Below are 23,523 nucleotides of genomic sequence, written 5' to 3' on the forward strand. Positions count from 1 at the left end.
CCTCGCCGACGCCCACCGGCCGGTTCACCGCGCGGGGACGACCGCGTCCGCCGTCCTGGTGGAGGTCCAGTGCAGGACACGCTCCAGCGGCCCGCGGCCGAGGAGCGGCCGCCACAACCCGCAGAGCACCAGCGAACCCAGCGCCAGGACGAGCAGCGGCAGCCACGGCTGCTCGCCGAGCCCCTGCATCAGCGGCTCCAGCAGCAGCCCCTGCACCGTGTACACGGTCAGGGCCAGTGCGCCGACCGCCGCCAGCGGGGCCAGCGGGGTGCGCAGGTGGTCACCGGCGAACAGGCAGAGCGCCAGGACCGCGAGGGCGGCACCGGTCGAGGCGACGATCTCGAACGGCGTCCCGGTGTGCGGGCCGTTGATCAGCAGGAACGCCGGGGTGGTCGTGGGCACGACGCCGAAGCCGAACATCTGCAGCAGTTCGAGCGGTTCCTTGCCGATCTCCGCGGCGATCGGCTGCAGGTTGTCCAGCGTCGGCTGCAGGGCCCGGACACCGCCGAAGACGTGCAGGGCGAGCCAGGAGCCGCCCGTGCCGACCACGGCCAGGACGACACCGCTGATCAGCAGCTTCAGCCGCACCGCGGTCGACCGCAGGTCCAACCGGCCGACGGCCAGCCCGGCGAGCACGAACGGCATCCAGGTCAGCACCGGGTAGGCACCGTCGAGCAGCAGCCGCTGGAAACCGGCGACGGCCGCGTCCCACGAGGTCAAGTCGCTGAACGCCAGCGCACCACCGGCCGTGTCGCCGCTGCCGATCGCGCCGCGGAGGAAGAAGGAGGCGACCGGCCCGGCGATCGCCCACACCGCGGCGAGCACCAGCAGCGCCGCGGGCCGCAGGCGCAGGAACGGCAGGGTCAGCAGGAAGTAGAGCGCGTAGAACGAAAGGATCACCATCATCGGGGTGCCCAGTTGCGTCAGCGCCATGCCGAGTGCGAAGAGGACGACCGCGCGCACCGCGATCCGCACCCGGTCCCGGCGCAGCGCCAGGCCCTCGTGCGGTCGGCTGCCCCCGGTCAGCAGCGCCAGCGACACCCCGGCCAGGGTGGCGAACAGGATCGAGGCGTGCCCGTTGCCGAGCGCCGCCAGGAACTCCGCCGCGCCCCCGGCTGCCGGGTTGAGCGCCGCCGGACCGGCGTGCGCGACGAACATCCCGAGGACCGCCAGTCCCCTGGCGATGTCGACGCCGTGGAGGCGGGTGCGGACGGGAACCCGCGTCGCAGGCGGACTTTCGTTCGTGAAAACCATGCCGCGACGGTATGGCGAGCGGCGCTGCGCGGTCGTCGCACTGCGGGCCCATTCGCCGATCATCCGCCAGGCGCACGGAGATCGCGCGCCGCGCGACCACGTCATACCCCAGGCGTACGACCCGGGGTCAATCCGGCGCGACGCCGGTTGCCATAGGCTCGCGGCGTGGCAACCGAGAAGCTGAGCGCGCCCTCGTCGAGCACTCCCGAACCGGAGGAAGAGCCCTTCGTCGGTACGCGGCCGTCCTGGCTCGCGGGCGTGCCGCGGTGGGTGCTGCTGGTGACCGTCAGCGCCGTCACCTTCGGGCTCTCGACCTGGAGCATCGTGCAGAACAACCCGGACTTCGGCGACGCGCTGCCGAAGCTGGTCGGAGCGCTGGCCGCCGCGCTCGCGCTGCTCGGCATGCGCCGGTTCCCGGTGACCGTGCTCCTCGCCACCACGGTCGTGCACGTGCTGGTCCCGCTGTCCATGGGCCAGCTCCCCGCGCTGTACTCGCTGGGCGCCTACGGGCGGAAGAGCTGGCAGGTCTGGAGCGTCGCGGCGCTGGTCGTCCTGGTGGAGGTCACCTGGACGTTCTGGCCGTTCGACGTGAACCCCGACGTGCTCGTCACCGGCCTCGTGATGCGGGCGCTCGTGCTGCTCTTCCCCGTCGTCGTCGGCCGCTACATGGCCGGTCGCCGCGCCAGGCTGGTGCACTGGGTGGAGCGGGCCGAACGCGCCGAGCGCGAGCGCGCCCTGATCGCCGAGCGCACGCGCAGCGAGGAGCGGGCCCGCATCGCCCGCGAGATGCACGACTCCGTCGCGCACCAGGTGAGCCTGGTCGTCGTGCACGCCGGTGCGCTGGAGATGGTGGCGAAGGCCGATCCGGAGAAGGCGGCCAGCGCGGCGGCGACCATCCAGCAGGTGGGGCGCGGCGCGCTGGACGAGCTGCGGCAGATGATCGGCGTGCTGCGCGCCAACCCCGGCGACGAGACCCCGGAACCGCCGCAGCCGAAGCTCAAGGACCTCGAAGCGCTCGTGTCGGCCTCCCGCGAGGCCGGGCTCGACGTCGAGCTGGAGATCACCGGCGACCGCCGCGACCTGTCCGACCAGGTGGAGCGCGCTGCCTACCGGGTCGTGCAGGAAGCCCTGACCAACGTCCACAAGCACGCCGGTGGCGCGCGGGCCACCGTCTCGCTGGACTACGGGCCGAAGCAGCTCGCGGTCTCGATCCGCAACGGCCGCCCGGCCGCGGGCTTCCAGCGCAGCCTGCCCAGCGGCGGTCAGGGCCTGATCGGGCTGGCCGAGCGGGTGCAGCTGGCCGGTGGCGAGATCCGCTCCGGCCAGCTGCCCGACGGTGGTTTCGAGATCGCGGCCGCGCTCCCGGCCCAGCCGCGCGACCTCAGCTGAGGACTTCGACCCGATCGACGGCGCGGGAGTCGGTCAGCCGCAACCCGGTCAGCACGTAGGACAGCCCGCGGTGCCCGGCCGTGGTGAACAGGGCGATGAGCGACGCGAGGCCGAGGATGAGCGAGAGCGTCGACAGCACGCCCAACCCGGGCAGCGCGCCCAGCTGTGTCAGGAGCACGTAGCCGCCGACGCCGAGGAGGCTGCGGAGCAGGCGCATGCCGGGTCCGGCCGGGCGCCCGTCACTACGCACGGCCTGCAGCCGCACGATGCGCTGCCCGAGGCTGGGCGCCTTGCCCGCCAGCGGGACGACTACCGCCAGCAGGAACCACGGGACCAACGGTGCCGCTGCGTTGACCTCGGCGTACCCGGCCAGCTCGGCAGGCGCGGTGGTACCCATGATCAGCTCGCCGTGCACCACGAGCAGGAGCACGTTGCCGAGGGTGACGAAGATCGCGCCCAGGAACTGGAACGCCATCAGGTCGCAGATCATCGCGAGCAGCCGCCGAGACCTGGTGACCGGCCGCGGCTCGCCGGGATCGGTGTCGAGGCGCTGGCCCGGCACGGCGCGCAGCACCGGTGCCGCGAGCGCGCCCAGCAGCGCACCCAAGCCGTTGGCGATCAGGTCGTCGACGTCGAACAGCCGGTACGCGCACGGGTACAGGAACCAGATGCCGGTGCCCTGCGTCACCTCGATCAGCAGCGACACACCCGCGCCGATCGCCGTGGTGGCCAGCACCCCGCGCCGGAACATGTACCGCACGAACATGCCCAGCGGCACGAACAGCGCGACGTTCAGCAGCACCTGGGTCAGCGCCGGGTTGCGCAGCGTGGCGGCGACCCCGGTGCCGATCGCCTCCTTCTGCATGTCGTCGAGGAAGCCGAACGGGGTCCACTGTGGACCGCTCGTGCCGTGGACAGCGCAGAAGTCCGGGCGCAGCTCGGGCATCGGGAGGAGCACGTAGGCGACCAGCGCGAGGCTGTAGACGAGCCCGGCGAGGGCCAGCGCGGCGTTGCCGATGCCGAGTTCGCCACGTCTGCGGTACTGCCTCGCGACGTACGGGACGAACAGGGCGATCGCCAGGAGGCCCCCGACGGCGACCGCCACCACAGCCGGAATCAACCGCGTGCTCAAAACTCCACTATCCCATCGAAGAAGGACGGATCAGCGCAGGAGGCGGCAGCTCCGCACACCCCCGCGAACGGACCCGGCGATCCTAACCGGCGCGGTGCGGACCCGCGCTCCGGCGCTGCCGCTCCCCCTTCAGAGGGTCACCGCCTCCGTGTTCTGGATGCCGCCGAGGATCAGCAGCAGGCAGATGACGCCGTTGATCACCTTGTGCGACAGGAAGATCGCCACGAACTCGCGGATCGTCGCGCTCGGCCAGTAGTACCGGGCGGTGGGCGAACCGATCACCTGGCCGTTGACCTTCTCCGCGCGGGCGGTGCGCGCGGCGCGCATCACGTGGAAGTTGTTGGTGACCACCAGGCAGCGGAAGTCCGGCTTCAGCTGCGCCATGATCGCCTTGCTGAACCGCAGGTTCTGCTCGGTGGTGCGGGACTGGTCCTCGACCAGGACCTGGTCGGCGGGCACGCCCTTCTCGATCAGGTAGTCGGCCATCGCCCGCGCCTCGGGCAGGTCCTCGCCCGGCCCCTGCCCGCCGGAGGTCACCAGCAGCGGCTGCCGCCCCTTCGCGCGCTCGGCCTCGAACACCTCGCGCCCCCGGTCGAGGCGGCTGGCCAGCAGCGGCGGAACGCGCGAGCCGATCAGCCCCGAACCGAGCACCACGATGAAGTCGACGTTGGTCCGGTGCGGGAACTTGCCGTAGACGAAGGAGTAGAGCAGGAAGCACACGAACAGGAACGACACGTAGAACAGCACGCTGTTCACCGCGCCGGTGAACATCAGGAGCGGCTTCCACCGGAAGTACCCGGCCACGCCGGTCAGCACGATCATCCCGATGATCCCGAGCCCGGCGGCCAGCGACAGCAGGTTGGCCACCCGCCTGCCCTCGCGGCGCAGCATGGTGATCCCGTTGGCGATCAGGAACCCGGCGAGCACCAGCACGGTGATCGGCACCAGGATCACCAGCACCACGAGGATCATCGAAGCGGCGAGCTCCGAGACCATCGCGAGCTGGAACAGCAGCCCGGCGACCAGGAACATCAGGCAGAAGAACAGGTAGACGCCGTTGCGCACCCGTCGGCGGTCGCGGAGGAAACCGATCGCGAAGACGACGAACAGCGCAGCGGCGATCACGAGGAAGAGCACGGCCAGAAGGCTAACCGACCGGTGATCACCCCGGCACCAGCACGCGCGGTCTACGCCTCCTCCGGAGGTCGCGGCGGCTTGCCCCGCAGCGCCTCGGCCTCCCAGTCGCCGAACACCGGCGGAGCGACCTTGGGGATCTCCAGGTCCTCCCACGCATCCCGGCCGCCCTTGACGAACTTGCGCCCGTGCTCCTTCTCCTCCTCCTTCTGCCGCCCACCACCAGCAGGACCACCGGCAACACCGGCGCCGGACGTCGAGCCGCGCGCGGGCGTGCTGGCGGGGTTGGTGGGGCTCTGAGCCGGGGCGCCCGAGCCTGTGCCGGTGCGCCCGCCACCGCCCGGAACGCCTGGGGTGCCGCGGCCGGTCCCGGAACCACCGCCACGCCCGGTCCCCGGCCCGCCGGGAGGCGTCGAACCCGAACGACCACCGGTCCCACCCGGCGGGGCAACCACCCCGCCGACGACCCCGCCGCCCGTGCCGCCAGACGTCGGAGCGGGCGCAGTTCCGCCTACTGCCGATGTCCCGCTCGCAGCAGGCGCCACCCACGCCGACCCGGACTCGGCCGGAGCCTCCGGCGCCACGTCCGTCGGAGATGACGTCGGCACCGCCGGAGAAGACGTCGGCACCGGATCGGCCGGGGTGTGCGGTGCCACGGGTCGTGGAACGTGGTCTGCGGTGCTGGTGCCCCGGGTACTCGTGCTGGTGATCGGCTCGACCTTGTTCACGGGAGTCGTCTCGGCCGGAGCGACGTCCGCGGTGAACTTCGGCGGCGGTGAGAACTGCTGGATGCTGTTCACCCGCTCGTTGGTGCTCCGGGTGTAAGCCTCGTACTGCTCCCGGGCCTGGGCTTCGACCTGATCGCGGATGTCCTCGTGCGCCGCCCGAACTCCGGACTTCAGGGCGAACGTGTAGGGGTTGACGTAGTCACCCCAACCGATGTTGTCCGGCGGAACCTCGTGCGGTCGCAGAAAAACGTTCTTGAAATCGGCCGACCCCTGCGCCTGCTGCTCCACCACGACCGCTGTCTGAGCAGCGACGTCGATCGCCTCCTGCGTCGCCTGCGAGAGCGGCCGCACCGCCTCCCGAGCCTGATCGGCGGCAGCACCCTCCATCAGAACCTCGGAATCCTTCAACACCCTGTTCAGCGCCTCATCAGCGTCCCGAAAGGCCTTGCTGACCTCAGCTGACCAGATCCCCGCAGCCTCCGACAGGCCGTGAACCCCCGGCCCCTGATCCACCTCTCCGTAGATCTTCGGGTGATCGAACGCAGCCTGCGCACGTCCGGGTACTTCCTGCTTTCCGAACAACCAGTCGAACGCCCCCATCACGTCCACCTCCGTTCAGCCCGAAAAGTCCTCACCCAGGCGGAAGATTCGCCAGCACCATGCTGGCGATCCTGTCCGCGACAGCGCACGGATCGGAGAACGCGGGATTGTGCCGCCCCTCGCTGCCCGCCGTGAACTGGACGTTGAACATCTCCGTTTCCGACACACCCACCGCCGTCGTGCACGCGAGGTCGTTGACCCCGGCGTGGACTGCGGGGTAGCCCTCGATCTCCGCAGTCGGGTTTCCCCGCTCGTCGCCGAAGATCTTGGCCGTGTACTTCAGCCCTTGGCGCTGAACGGTGTCCGGTGCGATGTTCAGCGAGAGCTGATCGTTGTTCCAACGGCAGGACTGCTGGCCCCAGGGAGTGCGTCCAGGCGCGGGAGAGGACGCTCCCAACTCGCTGAGCTGTTCGGGCGCCAGGAGTTGACACGGGTCGCTGATCGCGTTGAGCCGCTTGGGCTTGTCGATCCGGAAAGGATCGTCCTGCACCGAAGTCGTCTGCCCCACCGAGGAAGGCACGGGCTGCCCGGGTGTAGCGCTGACGCACCCGGCTAGCAGGAAGAGCAAGCCGGATGCTGCCACGAGAGCGGAGCGAGGGGTGTGCACACGATCACCCCGCCTTGTTCTCTTCGTCGATCCGCTGGTGATCGGCGATCGCCGCGCGAACGGCTTCCTTGAAGTTGTCCACCCAGTTCAGCAGGCCTTCGGCGGTGTCGTAGAGACTTCCCTCCCCGCCCCGAGCCCGTTCGCGGATCCGGCTGACCGCGTTCACCGTCACTTCATCCGCAAATGGCGGCACCACTTGCGCGAGCAGCGTTACCCGGTCCTGCGCGGCGACGTACGCCGCGCGAACTTCGTCCAGCCCAGCGAGAACCTTCGGCAGCTGGTCGGGCTGGATGTGGAAGGTCCGGTTGCCGAAGGACGTCCCGGCTTCGATAAGCGCAGCGCCGGTAACGGGATGAAAGGAGGAGCGCCCCACGTCTGGAGCAGCTGCAGCAACCGTTCGTTCCGGCGGTATCGGGTCGTTCACCTCTGATCGCCTCCCCGGACACGGGATTTCGCCAGCGCCCCGATGCTTCCACACGAAATGTCAGCTGCGGGCCGGTTTCGCCGACATCCGCCCGATGGGCTTATCAATTTCGCAGGACAACGCACCGACTGGGTTTCGCATTCACATTTAACCGTTAACGCGCAGCCAGATCCCCGGTAAGCTGCGCGCGAAATCCACGCAGAGCACCGAGAATTACTCCATCGGAGCCAGGCGCGACCAAGGTGGTCTCCCCGTTCGGCGGTTGCCGAACCTGAGCCACTCTGCCAGCAGGACTGTGGTGAACGGTGATCGACAAGGGCGACACCCGGTTCCACCCCGAGGAATCCCTGATCGCGACGTTGAACTGGCCGATCACGCGGTCCGCCAGCTTCGCGAGTCGACCCAGCTCTCGGGCGTCGTCCGGGTCGATGTCCGCCTGGCCCAGTTCGTAGGCGATCCAATCTCCTTGGTCCGCCTTGTGGTTCTCCGCTTCCAGGGCCGCCGCCGACAGGGTTTCCGTTGGTACCAGGACGCTTCGGCCGTTTGCCGGGTTGACGTCCGGGAGGCATTCCACCACCGAGCGCTCCGCCGCGCTCGCCGCTACTTCATCGATCCACACCTTCTCGCCTCGCAGGACGATGCGGAAGGCCAGGTTGCTCACCGCTGCCATGGCTCGGGTTTCCGGTTGGCCCGGCTCCGTCAGGTACAGGTACGTCAGGGAATGGCCGTGGGCCAGGGCGGAGACGATCTCGTACCACTCGTCGTTCAAGCGGCCGTGGTCGATCCAGCCCTTGGCCCGCACGCTGTCCTCGGCCGCTTCCAGCACCGCCCTCGGGTCCGCCGGTTGGGCGAGCCCGCTGTCGCGGGAGGTGAGGAACGCCGGGATGTCGAACCGGCGCCGGGCTTCCGCCGCCGTGGTCCCCCCTGCGTCGTGGCGGGCCTTCTCGTGCCGCACGATCGCGCCGAATTCCCAGAAGCTGCACTCCACCCCAGACCTCGCAATGCCGCACGCACGGAACTTTCGAGGACCTTCGAGATTAGCCGGGCAGCGCGGCCGGAACAGGCCGCGCGAGCGCAATCACCGGAACAGACCAGCTCGGTCCACACCGGACCAGATCAATTACCGGAAACGGCGGGGCACCAGGCGTTCCTACCCCGTTCGGCCGATGCGACGTGTTCTCGCGAATTCTCCCGGAATATTCCGAAAATTGCGACCAGCGACGTGAAAGCGCTGGTCACTCCTTCTTCTTGTCGTCCTCGTCCACGACCTCGGCGTCGACCACTTCCTCCTCCGCCGAGCCCGTCTCCTCCGGTCCGGCCTGCGACGGCGCCTCCCTGCTGTACATCGCTTGGCCGATGGCCTGCGACGCGGTCGCCAGGTGGTCGACCGCCGATCGGATGCGTTCCACGTCTTCGCCCTTGAGCGCCTCGTTGACGTCCTTGATCGCGTCCTGCACCTGGTTGCGCGTGTCGGCCGGGATCTTGTCCGCGTTGTCGGTGAGCACCTTCTCCGTCTGGTACACCAGGGTCTCGGCCTGGTTGCGGGTCTCGGCCTCCTCGCGGCGCTTGCGGTCCTCCTCGGCGTGCGCCTCGGCGTCCTTGACCATGCGGTCGATGTCGTCCTTCGGCAGCGCCGACCCGCCGCTGATCTTGATGGACTGGTGGCGGCCGGTGCCCAGGTCCTTGGCGGAGACGTGCACGATGCCGTTGGCGTCGATGTCGAAGGTGACCTCGATCTGCGGCAACCCGCGCGGCGCCGGCGGCAGGCCGGTCAGCTCGAACATGCCGAGCTTCTTGTTGTGCGCGGCGATCTCGCGCTCGCCCTGGAAGACCTGGATCATCACCGACGGCTGGTTGTCCTCGGCGGTGGTGAAGGTCTCGGAGCGCTTGGTCGGGATCGTGGTGTTGCGCTCGATCAGCTTGGTCATGATGCCGCCCTTGGTCTCGATGCCCAGGGACAGCGGGGTGACGTCGAGCAGCAGGACGTCCTTGACCTCACCGCGCAGCACACCGGCCTGCAGGCTCGCGCCGACCGCGACGACCTCGTCCGGGTTCACGCCCTTGTTCGGCTCCTTGCCGTCGGTCAGCTCGCGCACCAGGTCGGTCACCGCGGGCATCCGCGTCGCGCCGCCCACCAGCACGACGTGGTTGATGTCGCCCACCTTGATCCCGGCGTCCCGGATCGCGTTGCCGAACGGCTTGCGGCAGCGCTCCAGGAGGTCGGAGGTGATCCGCTGGAACTCGGCGCGGGACAGCGTCTCGTCCAGGAACAGCGGGTTCTTGTCCGCGTCGACCGTGATGTACGGCAGGTTGATGTTCGCGCTGGAGGAGCTGGACAGCTCGATCTTGGCCTTCTCCGCGGCTTCCTTGATCCGCTGCATGGCCATCCGGTCCTTGGTCAGGTCGATGCCCGACGAGGACCGGAACTTCTCCACCAGCCACTCGACGATGCGCTCGTCCCAGTCGTCACCGCCCAGGTGCGTGTCGCCCGAGGTTGCCTTGACCTCGACCAGCCCTTCGCCGACGTCGAGCAGGGACACGTCGAAGGTGCCGCCGCCCAGGTCGAAGACCAGGATGGTCTGCTCCTTCTCGCCCTTCTCCAGGCCGTAGGCCAGCGCCGCCGCGGTCGGCTCGTTGATGATCCGCAGCACGTTCAGACCGGCGATCTGGCCCGCTTCCTTCGTGGTCTGCCGCTGCGAGTCGTCGAAGTAGGCGGGCACCGTGATCACCGCGTCGGTGACCTCCTCGCCCAAGTACGACTCCGCGTCCCGCTTGAGCTTCATCAGCACGCGGGCGCTGATCTCCTGCGGGGTGTAGTCCTTGTCGTCGATGCGCACCGACCAGTCGGTGCCCATGTGCCGCTTCACCGACCGGATGGTGCGGTCCACGTTGGTGACCGCCTGGTTCTTCGCCGGTTGCCCGGTCAGCAGGTCGCCGTTCTTCGCGAAGGCCACCACCGAGGGCGTGGTCCGCGAGCCCTCGGAGTTGGCGATCACGGTGGGTTCGCCGCCCTCCAGCACGGCCACCACGGAGTTCGTCGTCCCCAGGTCGATACCTACCGCGCGCCCCATCACCCACTCCTCTCCGACTCGCCGCCGTCGAGTCCCGCGAGGTCGACACCCCCAGTATGGGAATGCCCCACCCGTCCAGCTGGGCAAACGGGTGCGGGAGTGGCAGGAGTGGGTGGTGCGCGCTCACGAGGAGCGCGGCTTGGCCCGGACGTGCATCCTCTCGCCCTGGGGGCCGAAGAGGCTGAGGACCTCCACCGGCGCCTCGCCGGTGCTGCCGAACCAGTGCGGGAGGCGGGTGTCGAACTCGGCGGCCTCCCCGACCTTGAGCACCACGTCGTGCTGGGCCAGCACCAGCCGCAGCTTCCCGCTCAGCACGTACAGCCACTCGTAGCCCTCGTGGGTGCGCGGGTCGGGTTCGCTGCGCTCCGGGCCGATGATCATCTTGAACGCCTGCAACCCGCCGGGCTGCTGGGTCAGCGGCACCACCGTGGTGGCGTCGCCGCGCTTGATCGGCTTCATCCGCACCCGCGGGTCGCCGACCGGCGGCGCGCCGACCAGCTCGTCCAGCGGCACCTGGTGCGCGTGGGCGATCGGCAGCAGCAGCTCCAGGCTCGGCTTGCGCTGCCCCGACTCCAGGCGCGACAGCGTGCTGACCGAGATCCCGGTCTTCTCCGACAGCGCCGCCAGGGTGCACTTGCGCTGCTGGCGGATGGATCTGAGGCGCGGTCCCACCGCGGCGAGCACTTCGTCCACCGGTTCATTGCAGGAACGGCAACAGGATTTGTCAAGCCGTCGGGCGCGGGCGCACGGTGGGGCCAGGACATCCCGGATTGGAGTGCAGATGACCGACCTCGACTGGGCCGCGATGGCCGACGTGCTCGAGCTCGAAGGGGAGGCGCACCAGCCCTACGTGCAGCAGGCGCTGGCCGAGCTGGCGCAGCTGGAGCCGCAGCGGATCATGGACGTCGGCAGCGGTCCCGGCGTGGCCGCCTGCCAGCTGGCGGCGGCGTTCCCGGAGGCCGAGGTGACCGCGGTCGACGGCTCCCCGGAGCTGCTGGCGCGCGCCGAGCAGCGGGCGGAGCGGCTCGGCGTCGAGCTGCGCACCCGGGTCGCCGAGTTCCCGGACGGGCTGGGCGAGCTGGGCACCGCGGACCTGATCTGGACGGCGCAGGCCGTGCACCACGTCGGCGACCAGCAGGACGCGCTGAACCGGCTGGCGCGGCTGCTGACGCCGGGCGGCGTGCTGGCGGTCGTCGAGGGCGGGCTGCCCGCCCGCTGGCTGCCGCACGACCTCGGCTTCGGCCGCCCCGGGCTGCAGACCCGCATCGACGCGGCGATGTCCGAGCGGTTCAACCAGATGCGCGCCGAGCTGCCCGGCTCGGTCGCAACCGTGGAGACCTGGGCGGACATGCTGCGCACCGCCGGTCTCGACGGAACCCGGAGCAGGACCTTCCTGGTCGACCGCCCGGCCCCGCTGGCCGACGGCGCCCGGCGGTGGCTGCGGGGAACGGTCGAGCGCTACCGCCACGGCCTCCAGGACCACCTCGACGCCGAGGACCTGGCGACGCTGGACCGGCTGCTGGACCCGGCCGACCCGCTGGGCCTCGACCAGCGCCCGGACGTGTTCCTGCTCACCGCCAAGACGGTCCACTTCGGACGCAAGCCCTCCTGATCGGTCCGCCCCGTGAGCGCTTTCCGGAGCTATGACGCCACGAAGTGCTCACGGGCCAACACCTCCCAGCCCCGGTGTCACGGGGTGGCGGAGCCGCCCGGGGAGACGTCGTTGCCGCCCCGGTTGACCACCTGCGGGTGGCCGGTGGCGTAGTGCACGGTGCCGCCGGTGCCGACCGCGATGATCTTCTGCGCGGAGCCCACCTCGACGGTGGAGTTGCTGCCCTGGACCTTCACCAGCGAGCAGGGGCCGTGCAGGGTCAGGTCGGCGTCGCTGGCCAGCACGATGACCTTCCGGGACCGGCAGTCCTCGGTGAGCGCGGCGCCGTTGTCCTTGACGATCAGCGGCGCCCCGCCGCCCTGGAAGCCGCCCTCGTCGGAGCCGCCGCCCTGCCCGCTGTCGTCGGCGGCCTGCCCGGCCTCGTCGACGGCCTCGTCGGCGGGCTCCACGACCGGCAGCGGCGCGGCCTGCGCATCGGCGGACGCCGGGGTCTCGCCGGACTCGGGAGCCGCCTGGCCACCCGAGCCGCACCCGGCGACCAGCAGCGCGGTCAGCCCGGCAACGGCCAGCAGCAGCGCGGCCCGCCGGGCACCACCCGTCGCGCGCACCCCGGATGAGCCGTTCACCAGTCGATCTACCTGCATGTTCAACAAATTATCAACTTGTCGCCGGGAGCGCCCCACCAGGTGCGCGCGATCACGGGTTGAACGGCGGCGGGGCGGGTACCGGGTCCGGGATCGGCTGGCGCGGGGCGTTCTGGGACCCGCGGACGCTGATCACGCTGCCCGGGGGCTCGGCGCAGTGCAGGTCCGGGTTGATCGGGCCGGGTGCCGTCTCGCTGCCCGGGCGGCGGGGCGTGCCCTCGTAGCCCCGGGTGCAGGCGATCGGGTTGAAGAAGTTCAGGACCAGGCCGAGGTGGCCGGTGCCGTCCGGGGACAGGCTGTGCGAGAACGCCGAGATCACCGGCAGGGCCACCAGCATCTGCTCCATGCCCTCGGTGCGCACCTCGGTGATCTTCATCGTGGTCAGCAGGTTCGCCGCGACCACCCCGAAGTCGGTGCCCGCGCTGTCCAGCAGCGCCTGGACCTCGTGCCCGGCGGCGGGCGCGTCGCGGATGATCCCGCGCAGGTCCGGGTCGGACTCCTTGAGCCGCCCGGAGATCTCGCGCAGCCCGCTGCTGAACGACTTGATCTCGTCGGCCTGCTCCTGCTGGGTGCGCAGCACGACGTCGCTGCTGGCCAGCAGGCCGGTGGTCTGCGGGAGGTGCTGGTCGGCCGCGGCGGTGACCGAGCTGGTCGCGTCCAGCAGCCGCTGCAGGTGCGCGCCGGAGCCCTCGAAGGCGGTGCCGACCTCGTCGACGACCGTGCGCAGGTCCTCGACCGGGACGCTGCCGACCAGCCGGTCCAGGTCGACCAGCAGCGACTCCGGCGGCAGCGGCACGTCGGTGCGGCCCTGCGCGATCACCGCCCCGCCCGCCAGGTGCGGGCCGCCGTCGCGCTCCGGCCGCAGGTCCAGGTACTGCTCGCCGACCGCCGACCGGTTGGCCACCACCGCGCGGGTGTCGGCGGGGATCGGCGGGGCGGAGTCGTCGATGTGCAGCTCGGCTTCCAGCCCGGACCCGGTCAGCCGCATCGCGGTGACCCGGCCCACCGCCACGCCCCGGTAGGTGACCTCGGAGTTGGTGAACAGCCCGCCGGAGTCGGCCAGCTGCACGGTCACCGAGTAGCCGTTGCCGCCGAAGAGCCGGTCCAGCCCGGCGTACCGGCCGCCGGTGTAGCCGATGCCGACGACGGCCAGGACCAGGAACAGCGCCAGGTGCACCTTGGTCTTGCGGCTGAACATCACTGGCCTCCCGGCAGCGGTGGGACGGGGAGCTGCGGCTCCGGCGAGGGCAGCGGCAGCGGTGGGAGCGGCGGGGCCGGAGGCGGCGGGCGCAGCCCCGACTGCCCGGCGTCGGTCAGGCCGGGGATCGGGATCAGCGGACCGGAGGAGCGCGTGAGGTTCTCCACGATGCTGCTCAGGTCCAGGTCGAAGCGGACGTCGGCGTTGACGAAGTCGCCCTTGAGCGGCTTCATCGCGTACTCCGGGAACGGGTAGGTCGCCAGGAAGCCGATCGCGTCCGGCAGCGCGTCGCCGGTGTCGGCGAGCTTCTGCAGGGTGGGGGCGAGCGCGTTCAGGTCGGCGAGCATGTCGTCCTTGCTGCGGTTGACGGTGTCGACCGCGACGCCGGAAAGCCGGTCCAGCGACTGCAGCATCGCCACCAGCTGGTCGCGCTGCTCGTTGAGCACCCGCAGGCCCGGGCCGATCTCGTCCAGCGCCTTCTCGACGGTGCCGGTCTGCTCGCGCAGCGTCGCCGACAACCGGCCGAGCCCGTCGATGGCCCGGGTGATGTCCTCCCGCTGACCGTCCAATCTGGACACAGTTTCGTCCAGGTTGGACAGCAACGATCGGATCTCCGCCTCGTTGCCGGTGAAGGCCTTGTTCAGCTCCCGCACGATGTCCCGCAGCTGCGTCACCCCGCCGCCGTTGAGCAGCATCGACAGCGCGCCGAGCACCTCCTCGATCTGCGGGTTGCGGTTGGTGCGCTCCAGCGGGATCACCGCGCCGTCGGCGAGCTCGGCGGGCGCGGGTTGCGCGGGCTCGGCGAGCTCGACGAACTTCTCCCCCAGCAGGCTGGACTGCCGCAGGCGGGCGTCGGCGTTGGCGGGCAGCCGGACGTCGCCGTTGACCGACATGGTCACCAGCGCCGTGGTGTTGTCCGGGCCGAGCTCGATGCGCTCCACCCGGCCGACGGGCACGTCGTTGACCTTCACGCTGGACTGCGGCACCAGGTCCAGCACGTCGGCGAACTGCGCGCTGACCCGGTACGGCCGGTCGCCCAGCTCGGCGCCGCCGGGCAGCGGCGCGTTGTAGAGGCCGGTGAACCCGCCCGCCGAGCAGCCGGACACCAGCAGCAGGACCGCGACCAGCGCGCACCGCTTCATTGCCCGCCTCCCCGTCGGCTGGCGTCGACCAGCGGCAGCGGCAGCGGCGGCAGCTCGCCCTGCTGGAGGTAGTGCATGGCCTCGCCGATCGACGGCAGGCCGAGCTTGCCGTCGAGCACCGGGGCCAGCTCGTCGCAGGCCTTCTTGAGGTCCTCGGGCACCGGTTCCGGGAGGCTGTGCTGGATCAGCTTGCACACCATCAGGATCGGCGGGTGGGTGAGCTCGTTGAGGTGCCCGCGCACGGTCACGGTGCCGGAGGCCGCGTCGTAGGCGTTGATGAAGTTCGTCGCGCCCAGCGGCGCCACGTCGAGCACCTCGCCCAGCGCCTCGCGCTGGTCCACCAGCGCCTGCGTCACCCCGGTCAGGTTGTCCACGTTGGACGCGATCTGCTCGCGGTTGTCCCGGATGAACGTGGAGACCTCGCCCAGCGCCGTCGACAGCGAGCCCAGCGCGGCGCCCATCTGGTCCTGCTCGCTGGCCAGGAACCCGGCGACGTCGGCGAGGCGGCCGTTGAACTCCCGGATCTGCCCGTCGCTGGCGGCCAGCGCGGCGGTGAACTCGTTCAGGTTGTCCACCGTGGCGAACAGGTCGTCCTGGTTGTCCTGCAGGGTTCCGGCGAGGTCGCCGAGCCGCTTGACGGTGGCGTTGAGGTCCGCGCCGTTGCCCTCCAGCGCCGCGGCCGAGGTGTTGAGCACGTCCGTCAGCGCGCCCGTGCTGTTCGCCCCGTCGGGCCCGAGCGCCTCGGCGAGGGTCTTGGCGCTGCGGTAGAGCTCGTCGAGCTCGGCCGGGGTCGCCGTGCGGTCCTTGTCCAGCACCGCTCCGGCGGCGAGCTCCGGGCCCCCGGAGTAGGCCGGGGTGAGCTGCACGTACCGGTCGCTGACCAGGCTCGGCGCCACCACCACGGCCTTGACGTCGGCCGGGACCTGCACGTCGTCGGCCACGTGCAGGTCCACCCGGACCACCTCGCCCTGCGGCACCACGGCGTCGATCTTGCCGACCTCGACGCCGAGCACCCGCACGCTCGACCCGGCGTAGACGCCGACGGCCTTGTCGAAGTAGGCGGTGAGCTGCTTGCCCGGGTCGTTGAACACCCACCACAGCCCCGCGCTGACCAGCAGCACCAGCGCGCACCCGAGGGTGATCAGCGATCTCGCGGGGAACCGCCGCTCCGGTTGAGGTGCGGACATCAGTCACCTCCGACGGGTCGGGTCGGCACCGGGAGCTCGCAGGAGGTCGTGTTCGTCTGCAGCGGCCCGGCGTTGATCGGGGGCGGGAACAGCCCGCAGATGTAGCCGTCGAACCAGCGCCCGTTGCCGACGGTGTTGTTGAACCCGCGCACGTACGGCGCCATCGCCTCGATGGTGCGGCCCAGGTTGTCCTGGTTGCGCTGCAGCATCTCGGTCAGCTGGGTGAGCTGGTCCAGCGTCGGCCGCAGCTGCGCCTGGTTGTCGGCGACCAGGCCGCGCAGCTCGTCGGCGAGCTTCTGGGTCCCGCTCAGCAGCGAGGAGATGGCGTTGCGGCGCTGCTGGAGCTCGGTCAGCAGGAGGTTTCCGTCGGCGATCAGCCGTTGCACCTGCTCGTCGCGGTTGGCGACGATCTCGCTGACGCCGCTGGTGTTGCGCAGCAGTTCGGCGAGCTGCTGGTCGCGCGAGGAGATGCTCTGCGACAGCGCGGAAAGCCCGTCCACCGCCTCGCCGAAGTGCTCCGGTGCCCCGCGGAAGGTGTCGGCCAGCACCCGGAAGCTCTGCGCGAGCTGCTGGCTGTCGACCTGGTCGGCGGTGCGGGTGAGCTGGTCCAGCGCGTCGGGGATGTCGAACGGCGCGGCGGTGCGCTGCACCGGGATCGGCTCGGACAGCTCCTGCTCGCCCTCCGGTTGCAGCGCCAGGAACTTCTCGCCGAGCAGCGTCTTGATCTCGATGCCGGCCCGGCTGCGGTCGCCGATCTCCGCGTCGTCGACGCGGAAGGACACCAGCACCCGGTTCCCCTCCAGCGACACGTCGGTGACCTCGCCGCTGCGGATGCCCGCGATCCGCACGTCGTTGCCCGCGGCCAGCCCGGCCGACTCGGTGAAGTAGGCCTGGTAGGTGCGCCCGCCGAGCACCGGCAGGTCCTTGGCGAAGAACGCACCCCCGGTGACCAGCACCAGCAGCACGACCGTCAGCAACCCGACGACCGCCTGGTTCCGCTCCCGCAACGGTTTCACGACTGGCACCTCTCCGGCATCTCCGACGGCGGCGCGGGCAGGATCGGGATCTTGACGTTGAGGTCGGAGATCCCGACGGTGCCCGACATCCGGCACAGGTAGAAGTTGAACCAGCTCCCGTAGCTCACCGTGCGGGTCAGCGCGTTCAGCCGCTCCGGCACGGTCTGCAGGTCGTGCTCCAACTTGGGCATGTCGGCGTTGAGCAGGGTGGTGAACCGCTGGAGCTCGGCGATGTTGCGCTGCAGCGGTTCCCTCCCCTCCGCGAGCAGGTCGCCGGTGGTCCCGGCCAGCTCGTCCAGCGCGGCGATGGCCTCGCCGACCGGTTTGCGCTGCTCGGCCAGCCCGCTGGTCAGCTGCTGCAGCGAGCCGATCAGCTCGCCCAGCTGCGGGCCGCGCGCGTTGACCGAGCCGACGGCGGTGTTGAGGTTGTCGATCACCTGGCCGATCACCTCGTCCTTGCGGGCGAGGGTCGTGGTCAGCGACGCGGTGTGCGCGAGCAGGCTGTCCACGGTGCCCGCTTCGCCCTGCAGCACCTGGACGATCTCGCCGGAGAGCTGGTTGACGTCCTCCGGCGAGAGCGCCTGGAACAGCGGCTTGAACCCGTTGAACAGGGCGGTGAGGTTCAGCGCCGGGTGGGTGCGCTCCAGCGGGATCTCACCGCCCGGCGGCAGGATGCCACCGCCCTCGCGCAGCGCCGCGTCCAGCGACAGGTACCGCTGCCCGGCGAGGTTGCGGTACTTCACCGTCGCCGAGGCGTCCCCGGGCAGCTGGCGGTTCGCGTCGACGTCGAAGCTCACCAGCGCGTGCTTGCCGTCGACCACCTCCAGCCCGGTGACCCGCCCTACCTTCACCCCGGCCATCCGCACGTCGTCGCCGAGGTTGAGCCCGGAGGCGTCGGCGAACCGCGCGGTGTAGGTGTTCGAGGAGCTGGACGTGGACGCCGCGATGGTCATCGCCAGCACCCCGGTGAGCACCACCGTGACCAGCGCGAACAGCAGCAGCTTGAGCAGCGGCGCGGTGATCGACCTCATCTGACCTCCACCTCGGCCCCGCGGTAGACCGGCCCGACCAGCAGCCCGCTCCACCCGGGCACGTCCTCCCGGGCGACGCCGAGCTGCGGGGCGAGCAGCGTCGAGAGCAGTTCGCGCTCGGCGGGCGCGTTCACCACCGACTGCGGCGCGGTCGACGCCGGTTCGGCCCACGGGAACACCTCGTCGCGGTCGCGCGGCGGTTCCGGGAACGTCGACCCGTCCTGCACCGGACCGCCCGGCGGGTACTGCGGGAAGGTGTCCGGCGGTTCGACCCACGGGTAGCAGCGCGGTCCCCGCTGGTCCAGGTACTTCGGATCGTCCACCCCGGGCAGGTACTTGCCGCGGCTGCCGGTGATCTCGATGGTGAACTTGGCGATCTCCGGGTTCTCGGTGCCCTTGCCGAAGGACGCCTCGGCGGTCGGGATGGAGTCGGCGAACTGCTTGAGCATGCACGGGTACTGCGGCGAGTACTCGGCCAGCAGCTCCAAAGTGGACCGCGACGTGCTGGTCAGGTTGATCAGGTTGTTCTTGTTCAGCGCCAGGAAGCGGTCGAGGCTCTCCGCGCTGCTGGTGACACCGCCGATCATCTGCTGCAGCTGCGTGCGCTGCTCGGCGAGGGTACGGCTGGTGGTCGTCAGGTCGCCCAGCGCCTGCGCCAGGTCCGGGACCGCCTCGCTGTAGGTGTCGGCCACGTCGTCGATGCGCTTGATGACCGACTCCAGCTTCGGCAGCGACGGGTTGAGCCGCTCCAGGTAGCTGTCCAGCTGCACCAGCGTGTCGCCCAGCTGCTCGCCGCGGCCGTCGAGCGCCTGCGACACCGCGGTCAGCGTCGTGGACAGCTTCTCCGGCTGCACCGCCTGCAGCACCGGCATCAGGTCGTCGAGGACCTTCTCGACCTCGATGGCCGAGCTGCTGCGGTCCTGCGGGATCACGTCGCCCTCGGCCAGCACCCGCGACCCGGGGTTCTCGGGGATCTGCAAGGAGACGTAGCGCTCGCCGAACAGCGTCTTCGGCAGCAGCCGCGCCGAAGCACCGGCCGGGATGAGCTCGGCCTGGTCCGGCTTGAGCGCCAGCTCCAGCACCGCGTGGTCGCCGACCGCGCGCACGTCGCTGACCTCGCCGACCACCACCCCGCGGGCCTTCACGTCGGCGCCGACGCGCATCTGGTTGCCGATCCGGTCGGTCTCCAGGCTCACCGCCACCACCGGCGTGAACGCCTTGCGGTAGACCGCGATGGTGCCCGCGAAGAACATCCCGACCGCGATCAGGAACGCCACCCCGAGCGCCTGGTAGCGGCGCCGCTTCCCGTCGCCCCTCATCCGGAGATCCGCACGGTCGTGGTGGAGCCCCAGATGGCCAGGCTGAGGAAGAAGTCCAGCACCGAGATCAGCACGATCGAGGTGCGCACCGCCCGGCCCACGGCCATCCCGACCCCGGCGGGCCCGCCGCGCGCGGTGTAGCCGTAGTAGCAGTGCGTCAGGATCACCGCGATGCTGAACACGATCACCTTCCCGAAGGACCACAGCACGTCCTCCGGCGGCAGGAACAGGTGGAAGTAGTGGTCGTAGGTGCCCGCGGACTGGCCGTAGAACCACACGGTGATCTGCCGGGAGGCGAAGTAGGAGCCGAGCAGCCCCACCACGTACAGCGGGATCACCGCGGTCACCCCGGCCAGCACCCGGCTGGTCACCAGGTACGGCACGGTCCGCACGCCCATCACCTCCAGCGCGTCGATCTCGTCGGAGATCCGCATCGCCCCCAGCTGCGCGGTGAACCCGCAGCCCACGGTCGCCGACAGCGCCAGGCCCGCGGCCAGCGGCGCCACCTCGCGGGTGTCGAAGTAGGCGGCGATGAACCCGGTCAGCGCGGAGGTGCCCAGCTGGTCCAGCGAGGAGTAGCCCTGCAGGCCCACCACCGCGCCGGTGGCCACGGTCATGCCGATCATCACGCCGAGGGTGCCGCCGATGACGGCCAGCGCCCCGCTGCCGAACACCACCTCGGTCAGCAGCCGCGCGGTCTCCCGCGAGTAGCGGCGCAGCGTGACCGGGGCCAGCGCGAGGGCGCGCAGGTAGAACGACAGCTGCCAGCCCAGGCCCGCGAGCGCGTCACCGGGCCCGCGCAGGAAGCGGTTCCGCGCCGGGGAAGCGACCGGATCGAGGACGGCCATCGGCTCACAACCCCTTCGGTGGCACGAGTTGCAGGTAGATCCCGGTGAGCACCAGGTTGATCAGGAACAGCAGCAGGAAGGTGATCACCACCGCCTGGTTGACCGCGTCGCCCACGCCCTTGGGCCCGCCAGCGGGGTTGAGCCCCCGGTAGGCGGCGACCACACCGGCCACGAACCCGTACAGCAGCGCCTTGAACTCGCTGATCCACAGGTCCGGCAGCTGCGCGAGGGCGTTGAAGCTGGCCAGGTAGGCGCCGGGCGTGCCGCCCTGCAGGATCACGTTGAAGAAGTAGCCGCCCATCACCCCGACGACGCTGACCATCCCGTTGAGCAGCAGCGCGACCAGCATCGCGCCGACCACCCTGGGCACGATCAACCGGTGGATCGGCGAGACGCCCAGCACCTCCATGGCGTCGATCTCCTCGCGGATGGTGCGCGCCCCGATGTCCGCGCACACCGCGGACCCACCGGCCCCGGCCACCAGCAGCGCGGTGATCAGCGGGCTGGCCTGCTGCAGGATGGCCAGCGCGCTGGCGGCGCCGGTGAACGACTGGGCCCCGATCTGCTGGGTCAGCGACCCGAGCTGCATCGCGATGACCGCGCCGAACGGGATCGCGACCAGCGCGGTCGGCAGGATCGTCACGCTGGCGAAGAACCAGGCCTGCTGGATGCACTCGCGGACCTGGAAGGGCCGCCGCGGCATGGCCCGCAGCACCTCCCACGCCAACGTGGCCATCCGTCCGACCTGGACGAACGCACCAGCACCGGCGCTGCGCACCGCCATCTGGTCACCTCCCGATCCGCGTTGATCCGCAGGCCCTGCGCACCACCCCGAGGTGGTGGGGTTCGGGCGATTTCAAGGGAAATCGGAGGTCCGATTTCCCTTGAAATCGCGCCGTCCTCGCTCAGGCGAGCGAGTGCGTCGCCGTGGCACCGCCGTCGGCGACGAACTCCGCGCCGGTGCAGTAGGAGCTCTCGTCGCTGGCCAGGAACACCACCAGGTCCGCGATCTCCGAGGGTTGCCCGACCCGGCCGAGCGCGACCCGCTTGCCGACGTGCTCCATCGGCACCTCGCCGCCCACCGCGTCGGGGATCATCCGGGTGTCGATGGCCCCGGGGTGCACCGAGTTGACCCGGATGCCGTGCTTGCCGAGCTCCATCGCGGCCACCTTGGTCATGCCGCGGATGGCGAACTTGCTCGCCGAGTACGCCACCAGCAGCGGCATCCCGCCCAGACCCTCCACGGAGGACACGTTGATGATCGAGCCGCCGCCGTCGGACATCGCCGGGATCACCTCCCGCATGCCCAGGAAGGTGCCGATCTGGTTGACCCGGATCACCCGCTCGTAGTCGGCCAGGCTGGTGTCGGCCAGCTCCGAGAAGTGCAGCACCCCGGCGTTGTTCACCAGCACGTCGATCCGGCCCAGCTCGCCCGCCGCGCGCACCGCGTCCACCCAGTCGTCCTCGGACGAGACGTCCAGGTGCTGGTAGACGGCGTCCGGGCCGAGCTCGTCGGCCAGCGCCTTGCCCGCCTCGTCGGCCACGTCGCCGATCAGCACCCGAGCGCCCTCGGCGACGAACCGCCGCGCGGCCGCCGCACCCTGCCCGCGCGCCGCGCCGGTGATGATCGCGACCTTGCCCGCCAACCGCACGTCACATCAACTCCTCGGTCAGCGGCAGCAGGACGGTCTTGAGCTCGGTGTAGGCCTCGAAGGACGAACGCCCGCCCTCCCGTCCGAGCCCGGACTGCTTGTACCCGCCGAAGGGCAGGTGCGGCTCCACCTGGAACCCGTTGATGCCGACCGTTCCGGCGCGCAGCCGCTTGGCCACCCGGAACGCCCGCTGCACGTCCTTGGTGTACACCCCGGCGCCCAGGCCGTACTCGGTGTCGTTGGCCAGCCGCACCGCCTCGTCCTCGTCGTCGAAGGGCACCACGGTCAGGACCGGGCCGAAGATCTCCTGCTGGGCGACGGTCATCGAGTTGGCCGCGTCGGCGAAGATGGTCGGCTGCACGAAGTTCCCGGCGGCCAGGTCGCCGTCGGCGCGCGCACCGCCGGTGACCAGCCGGGCGCCCTCCTGCTGGCCCTGCTCGATGAAGCCGAGCACCCGGTCCAGCTGCCGCTGGTTGATCAGCGGGCTGGACAGCACGCCGGGGTCGAACGGATCGCCGTAGGTCACCGAACCGGCGATCATCTCGGCGGCGCCGACGAACTCGTCGTAGGCGTCGCGGTGCACCAGCGCCCGGGTGGTCGCCACGCACGCCTGCCCGGACAGCCCGAGGGTCACCATGCCCATCGCGGTCATCCCGGCCAGCCCCACGTCGGCGTCCGGGAACACGATCGCCGGGCTCTTGCCGCCGAGCTCCAGCGACACCCGCTTCATGGTGCCCGCCGAGGCCTGGACGACCCGGCGGCCGACCTCGCGGCTGCCGGTGAAGCTGACCTTGTCCACCAGCGGGTGGGTGATCAGCGCTTCGCCGGTCGGATCGCCGGGCCCGGTGACGACGTTGACCACGCCGTCCGGAATCCCGGCCTCCTGCAGCAGTTCCACCATGCGCAGCACGCTGAACGTCGCGTATTCGGAGGGCTTGACCACCACCGTGCACCCGGCGGCCAGCGCGGGCGCGACCTTCTGCGCGAACAGCAGGAACGGCGCGTTCCACGGCAGCACCGCGGCCACCACGCCGACCGGTTCGCGCAGGGTCATCGCCAGGTGGTCGCCGCCCTGGTACGGCGGGAACGTCTCGCCACCGGCCTTGTCGATCCACCCGGCGTGGTGGTCGAAGACGTCGGCGGCCACGTCGACCGAGCCCGCGTAGACGGTGGCGAACGACAGCGGCACGCTGTTGTCCAGCGCCTGCCGCGCCCGCAGGTCGTCGGCGTTCTCCCGGAGCAGGTCGGAGCACCGGCGCAGCAGCCGGGAGCGCTCCCCCACCCGCAGCGTCGGCCACGGGCCCTCGTCGAAGGCGCGCCGCGCGGCCCGCACCGCTTCGTCGACGTCCTCGGCGTCGGCGACGGCGATGTCCCCGACGACTTCGCCGGTGGCCGGGTGGTAGTGGGTCCAGGTCCGGCCCGCGCGGGCCTGCCGCCACTGGCCGTCGACCAGCAGCAATCCGTCCTTGAGCCCAGCAGCGTCGCGGTGCTGCTGCACGGTGAGCACCATCGGAAGTCCTTCCTGCACGGCGGTT

Annotated in this window: 22 protein-coding genes; 2 read left to right on the forward strand and 20 right to left on the reverse strand. The window is 70.8% G+C overall.

Features of this window, described 5'->3' with window-relative positions:
• Positions 1 to 24 precede the first annotated feature (24 nt).
• Positions 25 to 1,254, reverse strand: coding sequence for a heparan-alpha-glucosaminide N-acetyltransferase domain-containing protein (locus tag F1721_RS32480; RefSeq protein WP_150070671.1), 1,230 nt, complete (start codon positions 1,252 to 1,254; stop codon positions 25 to 27).
• Between the two features lie 165 nt (positions 1,255 to 1,419).
• Between F1721_RS32480 and F1721_RS32485 the strand changes: the two genes are divergently transcribed.
• Positions 1,420 to 2,643, forward strand: a complete 1,224-nt coding sequence (locus tag F1721_RS32485) for a sensor histidine kinase (protein ID WP_150070672.1) — start codon at positions 1,420 to 1,422, stop codon at positions 2,641 to 2,643.
• Here F1721_RS32485 and F1721_RS32490 read toward each other — a convergent pair.
• From F1721_RS32490 to F1721_RS32525, 8 genes are all read right to left on the reverse strand, one after another.
• The gene (locus F1721_RS32490; RefSeq protein ID WP_246155441.1) at positions 2,636 to 3,775 is read right to left on the reverse strand and encodes a VanZ family protein; all 1,140 of its coding nucleotides are present in this window, start codon (positions 3,773 to 3,775) and stop codon (positions 2,636 to 2,638) included. The genes F1721_RS32485 and F1721_RS32490 overlap by 8 nt on opposite strands.
• 129 nt (positions 3,776 to 3,904) lie before the next feature.
• On the reverse strand, positions 3,905 to 4,912 hold the full coding sequence (locus F1721_RS32495) for a YdcF family protein (protein WP_246155445.1): 1,008 nt from the start codon (positions 4,910 to 4,912) through the stop codon (positions 3,905 to 3,907).
• A 50-nt stretch (positions 4,913 to 4,962) separates the two neighbouring features.
• The gene (locus F1721_RS32500; RefSeq protein ID WP_150070673.1) at positions 4,963 to 6,024 is read right to left on the reverse strand and encodes a hypothetical protein; all 1,062 of its coding nucleotides are present in this window, start codon (positions 6,022 to 6,024) and stop codon (positions 4,963 to 4,965) included.
• A gap of 244 nt (positions 6,025 to 6,268) precedes the next feature.
• Entirely contained in the window at positions 6,269 to 6,805 is a 537-nt protein-coding gene (locus F1721_RS32505; RefSeq protein WP_170301679.1) for a DUF3558 domain-containing protein, read from the reverse strand.
• A 43-nt stretch (positions 6,806 to 6,848) separates the two neighbouring features.
• Positions 6,849 to 7,268 carry a hypothetical protein gene (locus tag F1721_RS32510; RefSeq protein ID WP_150070675.1) on the reverse strand — a complete coding sequence of 140 codons (420 nt, stop codon included), beginning with the start codon at positions 7,266 to 7,268 and terminating at the stop codon, positions 6,849 to 6,851.
• A gap of 154 nt (positions 7,269 to 7,422) precedes the next feature.
• Positions 7,423 to 8,256, reverse strand: coding sequence for an ESX secretion-associated protein EspG (locus F1721_RS32515; protein ID WP_150070676.1), 834 nt, complete (start codon positions 8,254 to 8,256; stop codon positions 7,423 to 7,425).
• Between the two features lie 247 nt (positions 8,257 to 8,503).
• Positions 8,504 to 10,339, reverse strand: coding sequence for a molecular chaperone DnaK (gene dnaK, locus F1721_RS32520; RefSeq protein ID WP_150070677.1), 1,836 nt, complete (start codon positions 10,337 to 10,339; stop codon positions 8,504 to 8,506).
• 123 nt (positions 10,340 to 10,462) lie between these two features.
• Positions 10,463 to 11,032, reverse strand: coding sequence for a helix-turn-helix domain-containing protein (locus tag F1721_RS32525; protein ID WP_150070678.1), 570 nt, complete (start codon positions 11,030 to 11,032; stop codon positions 10,463 to 10,465).
• Positions 11,033 to 11,120: 88 nt separating this feature from the next.
• Between F1721_RS32525 and F1721_RS32530 the strand changes: the two genes are divergently transcribed.
• Positions 11,121 to 11,951, forward strand: coding sequence for a class I SAM-dependent methyltransferase (locus F1721_RS32530; protein WP_150070679.1), 831 nt, complete (start codon positions 11,121 to 11,123; stop codon positions 11,949 to 11,951).
• Positions 11,952 to 12,028: 77 nt separating this feature from the next.
• On the opposite strand, the gene F1721_RS32535 is transcribed toward F1721_RS32530, so the two are convergent.
• The 11 genes from F1721_RS32535 to F1721_RS32585 form a co-directional block, all read right to left on the reverse strand.
• Positions 12,029 to 12,595, reverse strand: a complete 567-nt coding sequence (locus F1721_RS32535) for a DUF3060 domain-containing protein (protein ID WP_150070680.1) — start codon at positions 12,593 to 12,595, stop codon at positions 12,029 to 12,031.
• A 52-nt stretch (positions 12,596 to 12,647) separates the two neighbouring features.
• On the reverse strand, positions 12,648 to 13,793 hold the full coding sequence (locus F1721_RS32540) for an MCE family protein (RefSeq protein ID WP_150070681.1): 1,146 nt from the start codon (positions 13,791 to 13,793) through the stop codon (positions 12,648 to 12,650).
• Complete coding sequence (locus tag F1721_RS32545; RefSeq protein WP_150070682.1) at positions 13,793 to 14,935, reverse strand: MCE family protein; 1,143 nt, start codon at positions 14,933 to 14,935, stop codon at positions 13,793 to 13,795. The genes F1721_RS32540 and F1721_RS32545 overlap by 1 nt, the downstream gene beginning before the upstream one ends.
• The gene (locus F1721_RS32550; protein WP_150070683.1) at positions 14,932 to 16,122 is read right to left on the reverse strand and encodes an MCE family protein; all 1,191 of its coding nucleotides are present in this window, start codon (positions 16,120 to 16,122) and stop codon (positions 14,932 to 14,934) included. The genes F1721_RS32545 and F1721_RS32550 overlap by 4 nt, the downstream gene beginning before the upstream one ends.
• Entirely contained in the window at positions 16,122 to 17,138 is a 1,017-nt protein-coding gene (locus F1721_RS32555; RefSeq protein ID WP_170301680.1) for an MCE family protein, read from the reverse strand. Before F1721_RS32555 ends, F1721_RS32550 begins: the two co-directional genes overlap by 1 nt.
• Positions 17,135 to 18,169, reverse strand: coding sequence for an MCE family protein (locus F1721_RS32560; RefSeq protein ID WP_150070684.1), 1,035 nt, complete (start codon positions 18,167 to 18,169; stop codon positions 17,135 to 17,137). The genes F1721_RS32555 and F1721_RS32560 overlap by 4 nt, the downstream gene beginning before the upstream one ends.
• Positions 18,166 to 19,488, reverse strand: coding sequence for an MCE family protein (locus F1721_RS32565; RefSeq protein WP_150070685.1), 1,323 nt, complete (start codon positions 19,486 to 19,488; stop codon positions 18,166 to 18,168). Before F1721_RS32565 ends, F1721_RS32560 begins: the two co-directional genes overlap by 4 nt.
• On the reverse strand, positions 19,485 to 20,336 hold the full coding sequence (locus tag F1721_RS32570) for an MlaE family ABC transporter permease (RefSeq protein WP_150070686.1): 852 nt from the start codon (positions 20,334 to 20,336) through the stop codon (positions 19,485 to 19,487). The genes F1721_RS32565 and F1721_RS32570 overlap by 4 nt, the downstream gene beginning before the upstream one ends.
• A 4-nt stretch (positions 20,337 to 20,340) precedes the next feature.
• Positions 20,341 to 21,120 (reverse strand): MlaE family ABC transporter permease, encoded by a 780-nt coding sequence (locus tag F1721_RS32575; RefSeq protein ID WP_150070687.1) that lies wholly within the window; start codon positions 21,118 to 21,120, stop codon positions 20,341 to 20,343.
• A 121-nt stretch (positions 21,121 to 21,241) separates the two neighbouring features.
• Complete coding sequence (locus F1721_RS32580) at positions 21,242 to 21,988, reverse strand: glucose 1-dehydrogenase (protein ID WP_150070688.1); 747 nt, start codon at positions 21,986 to 21,988, stop codon at positions 21,242 to 21,244.
• Between the two features lies 1 nt (position 21,989).
• Entirely contained in the window at positions 21,990 to 23,498 is a 1,509-nt protein-coding gene (locus tag F1721_RS32585; protein WP_150070689.1) for an aldehyde dehydrogenase family protein, read from the reverse strand.
• Positions 23,499 to 23,523: the final 25 nt, after the last annotated feature.

It is taken from the genome of Saccharopolyspora hirsuta (assembly GCF_008630535.1).
GTDB classification, from domain to species: domain Bacteria; phylum Actinomycetota; class Actinomycetes; order Mycobacteriales; family Pseudonocardiaceae; genus Saccharopolyspora; species Saccharopolyspora hirsuta.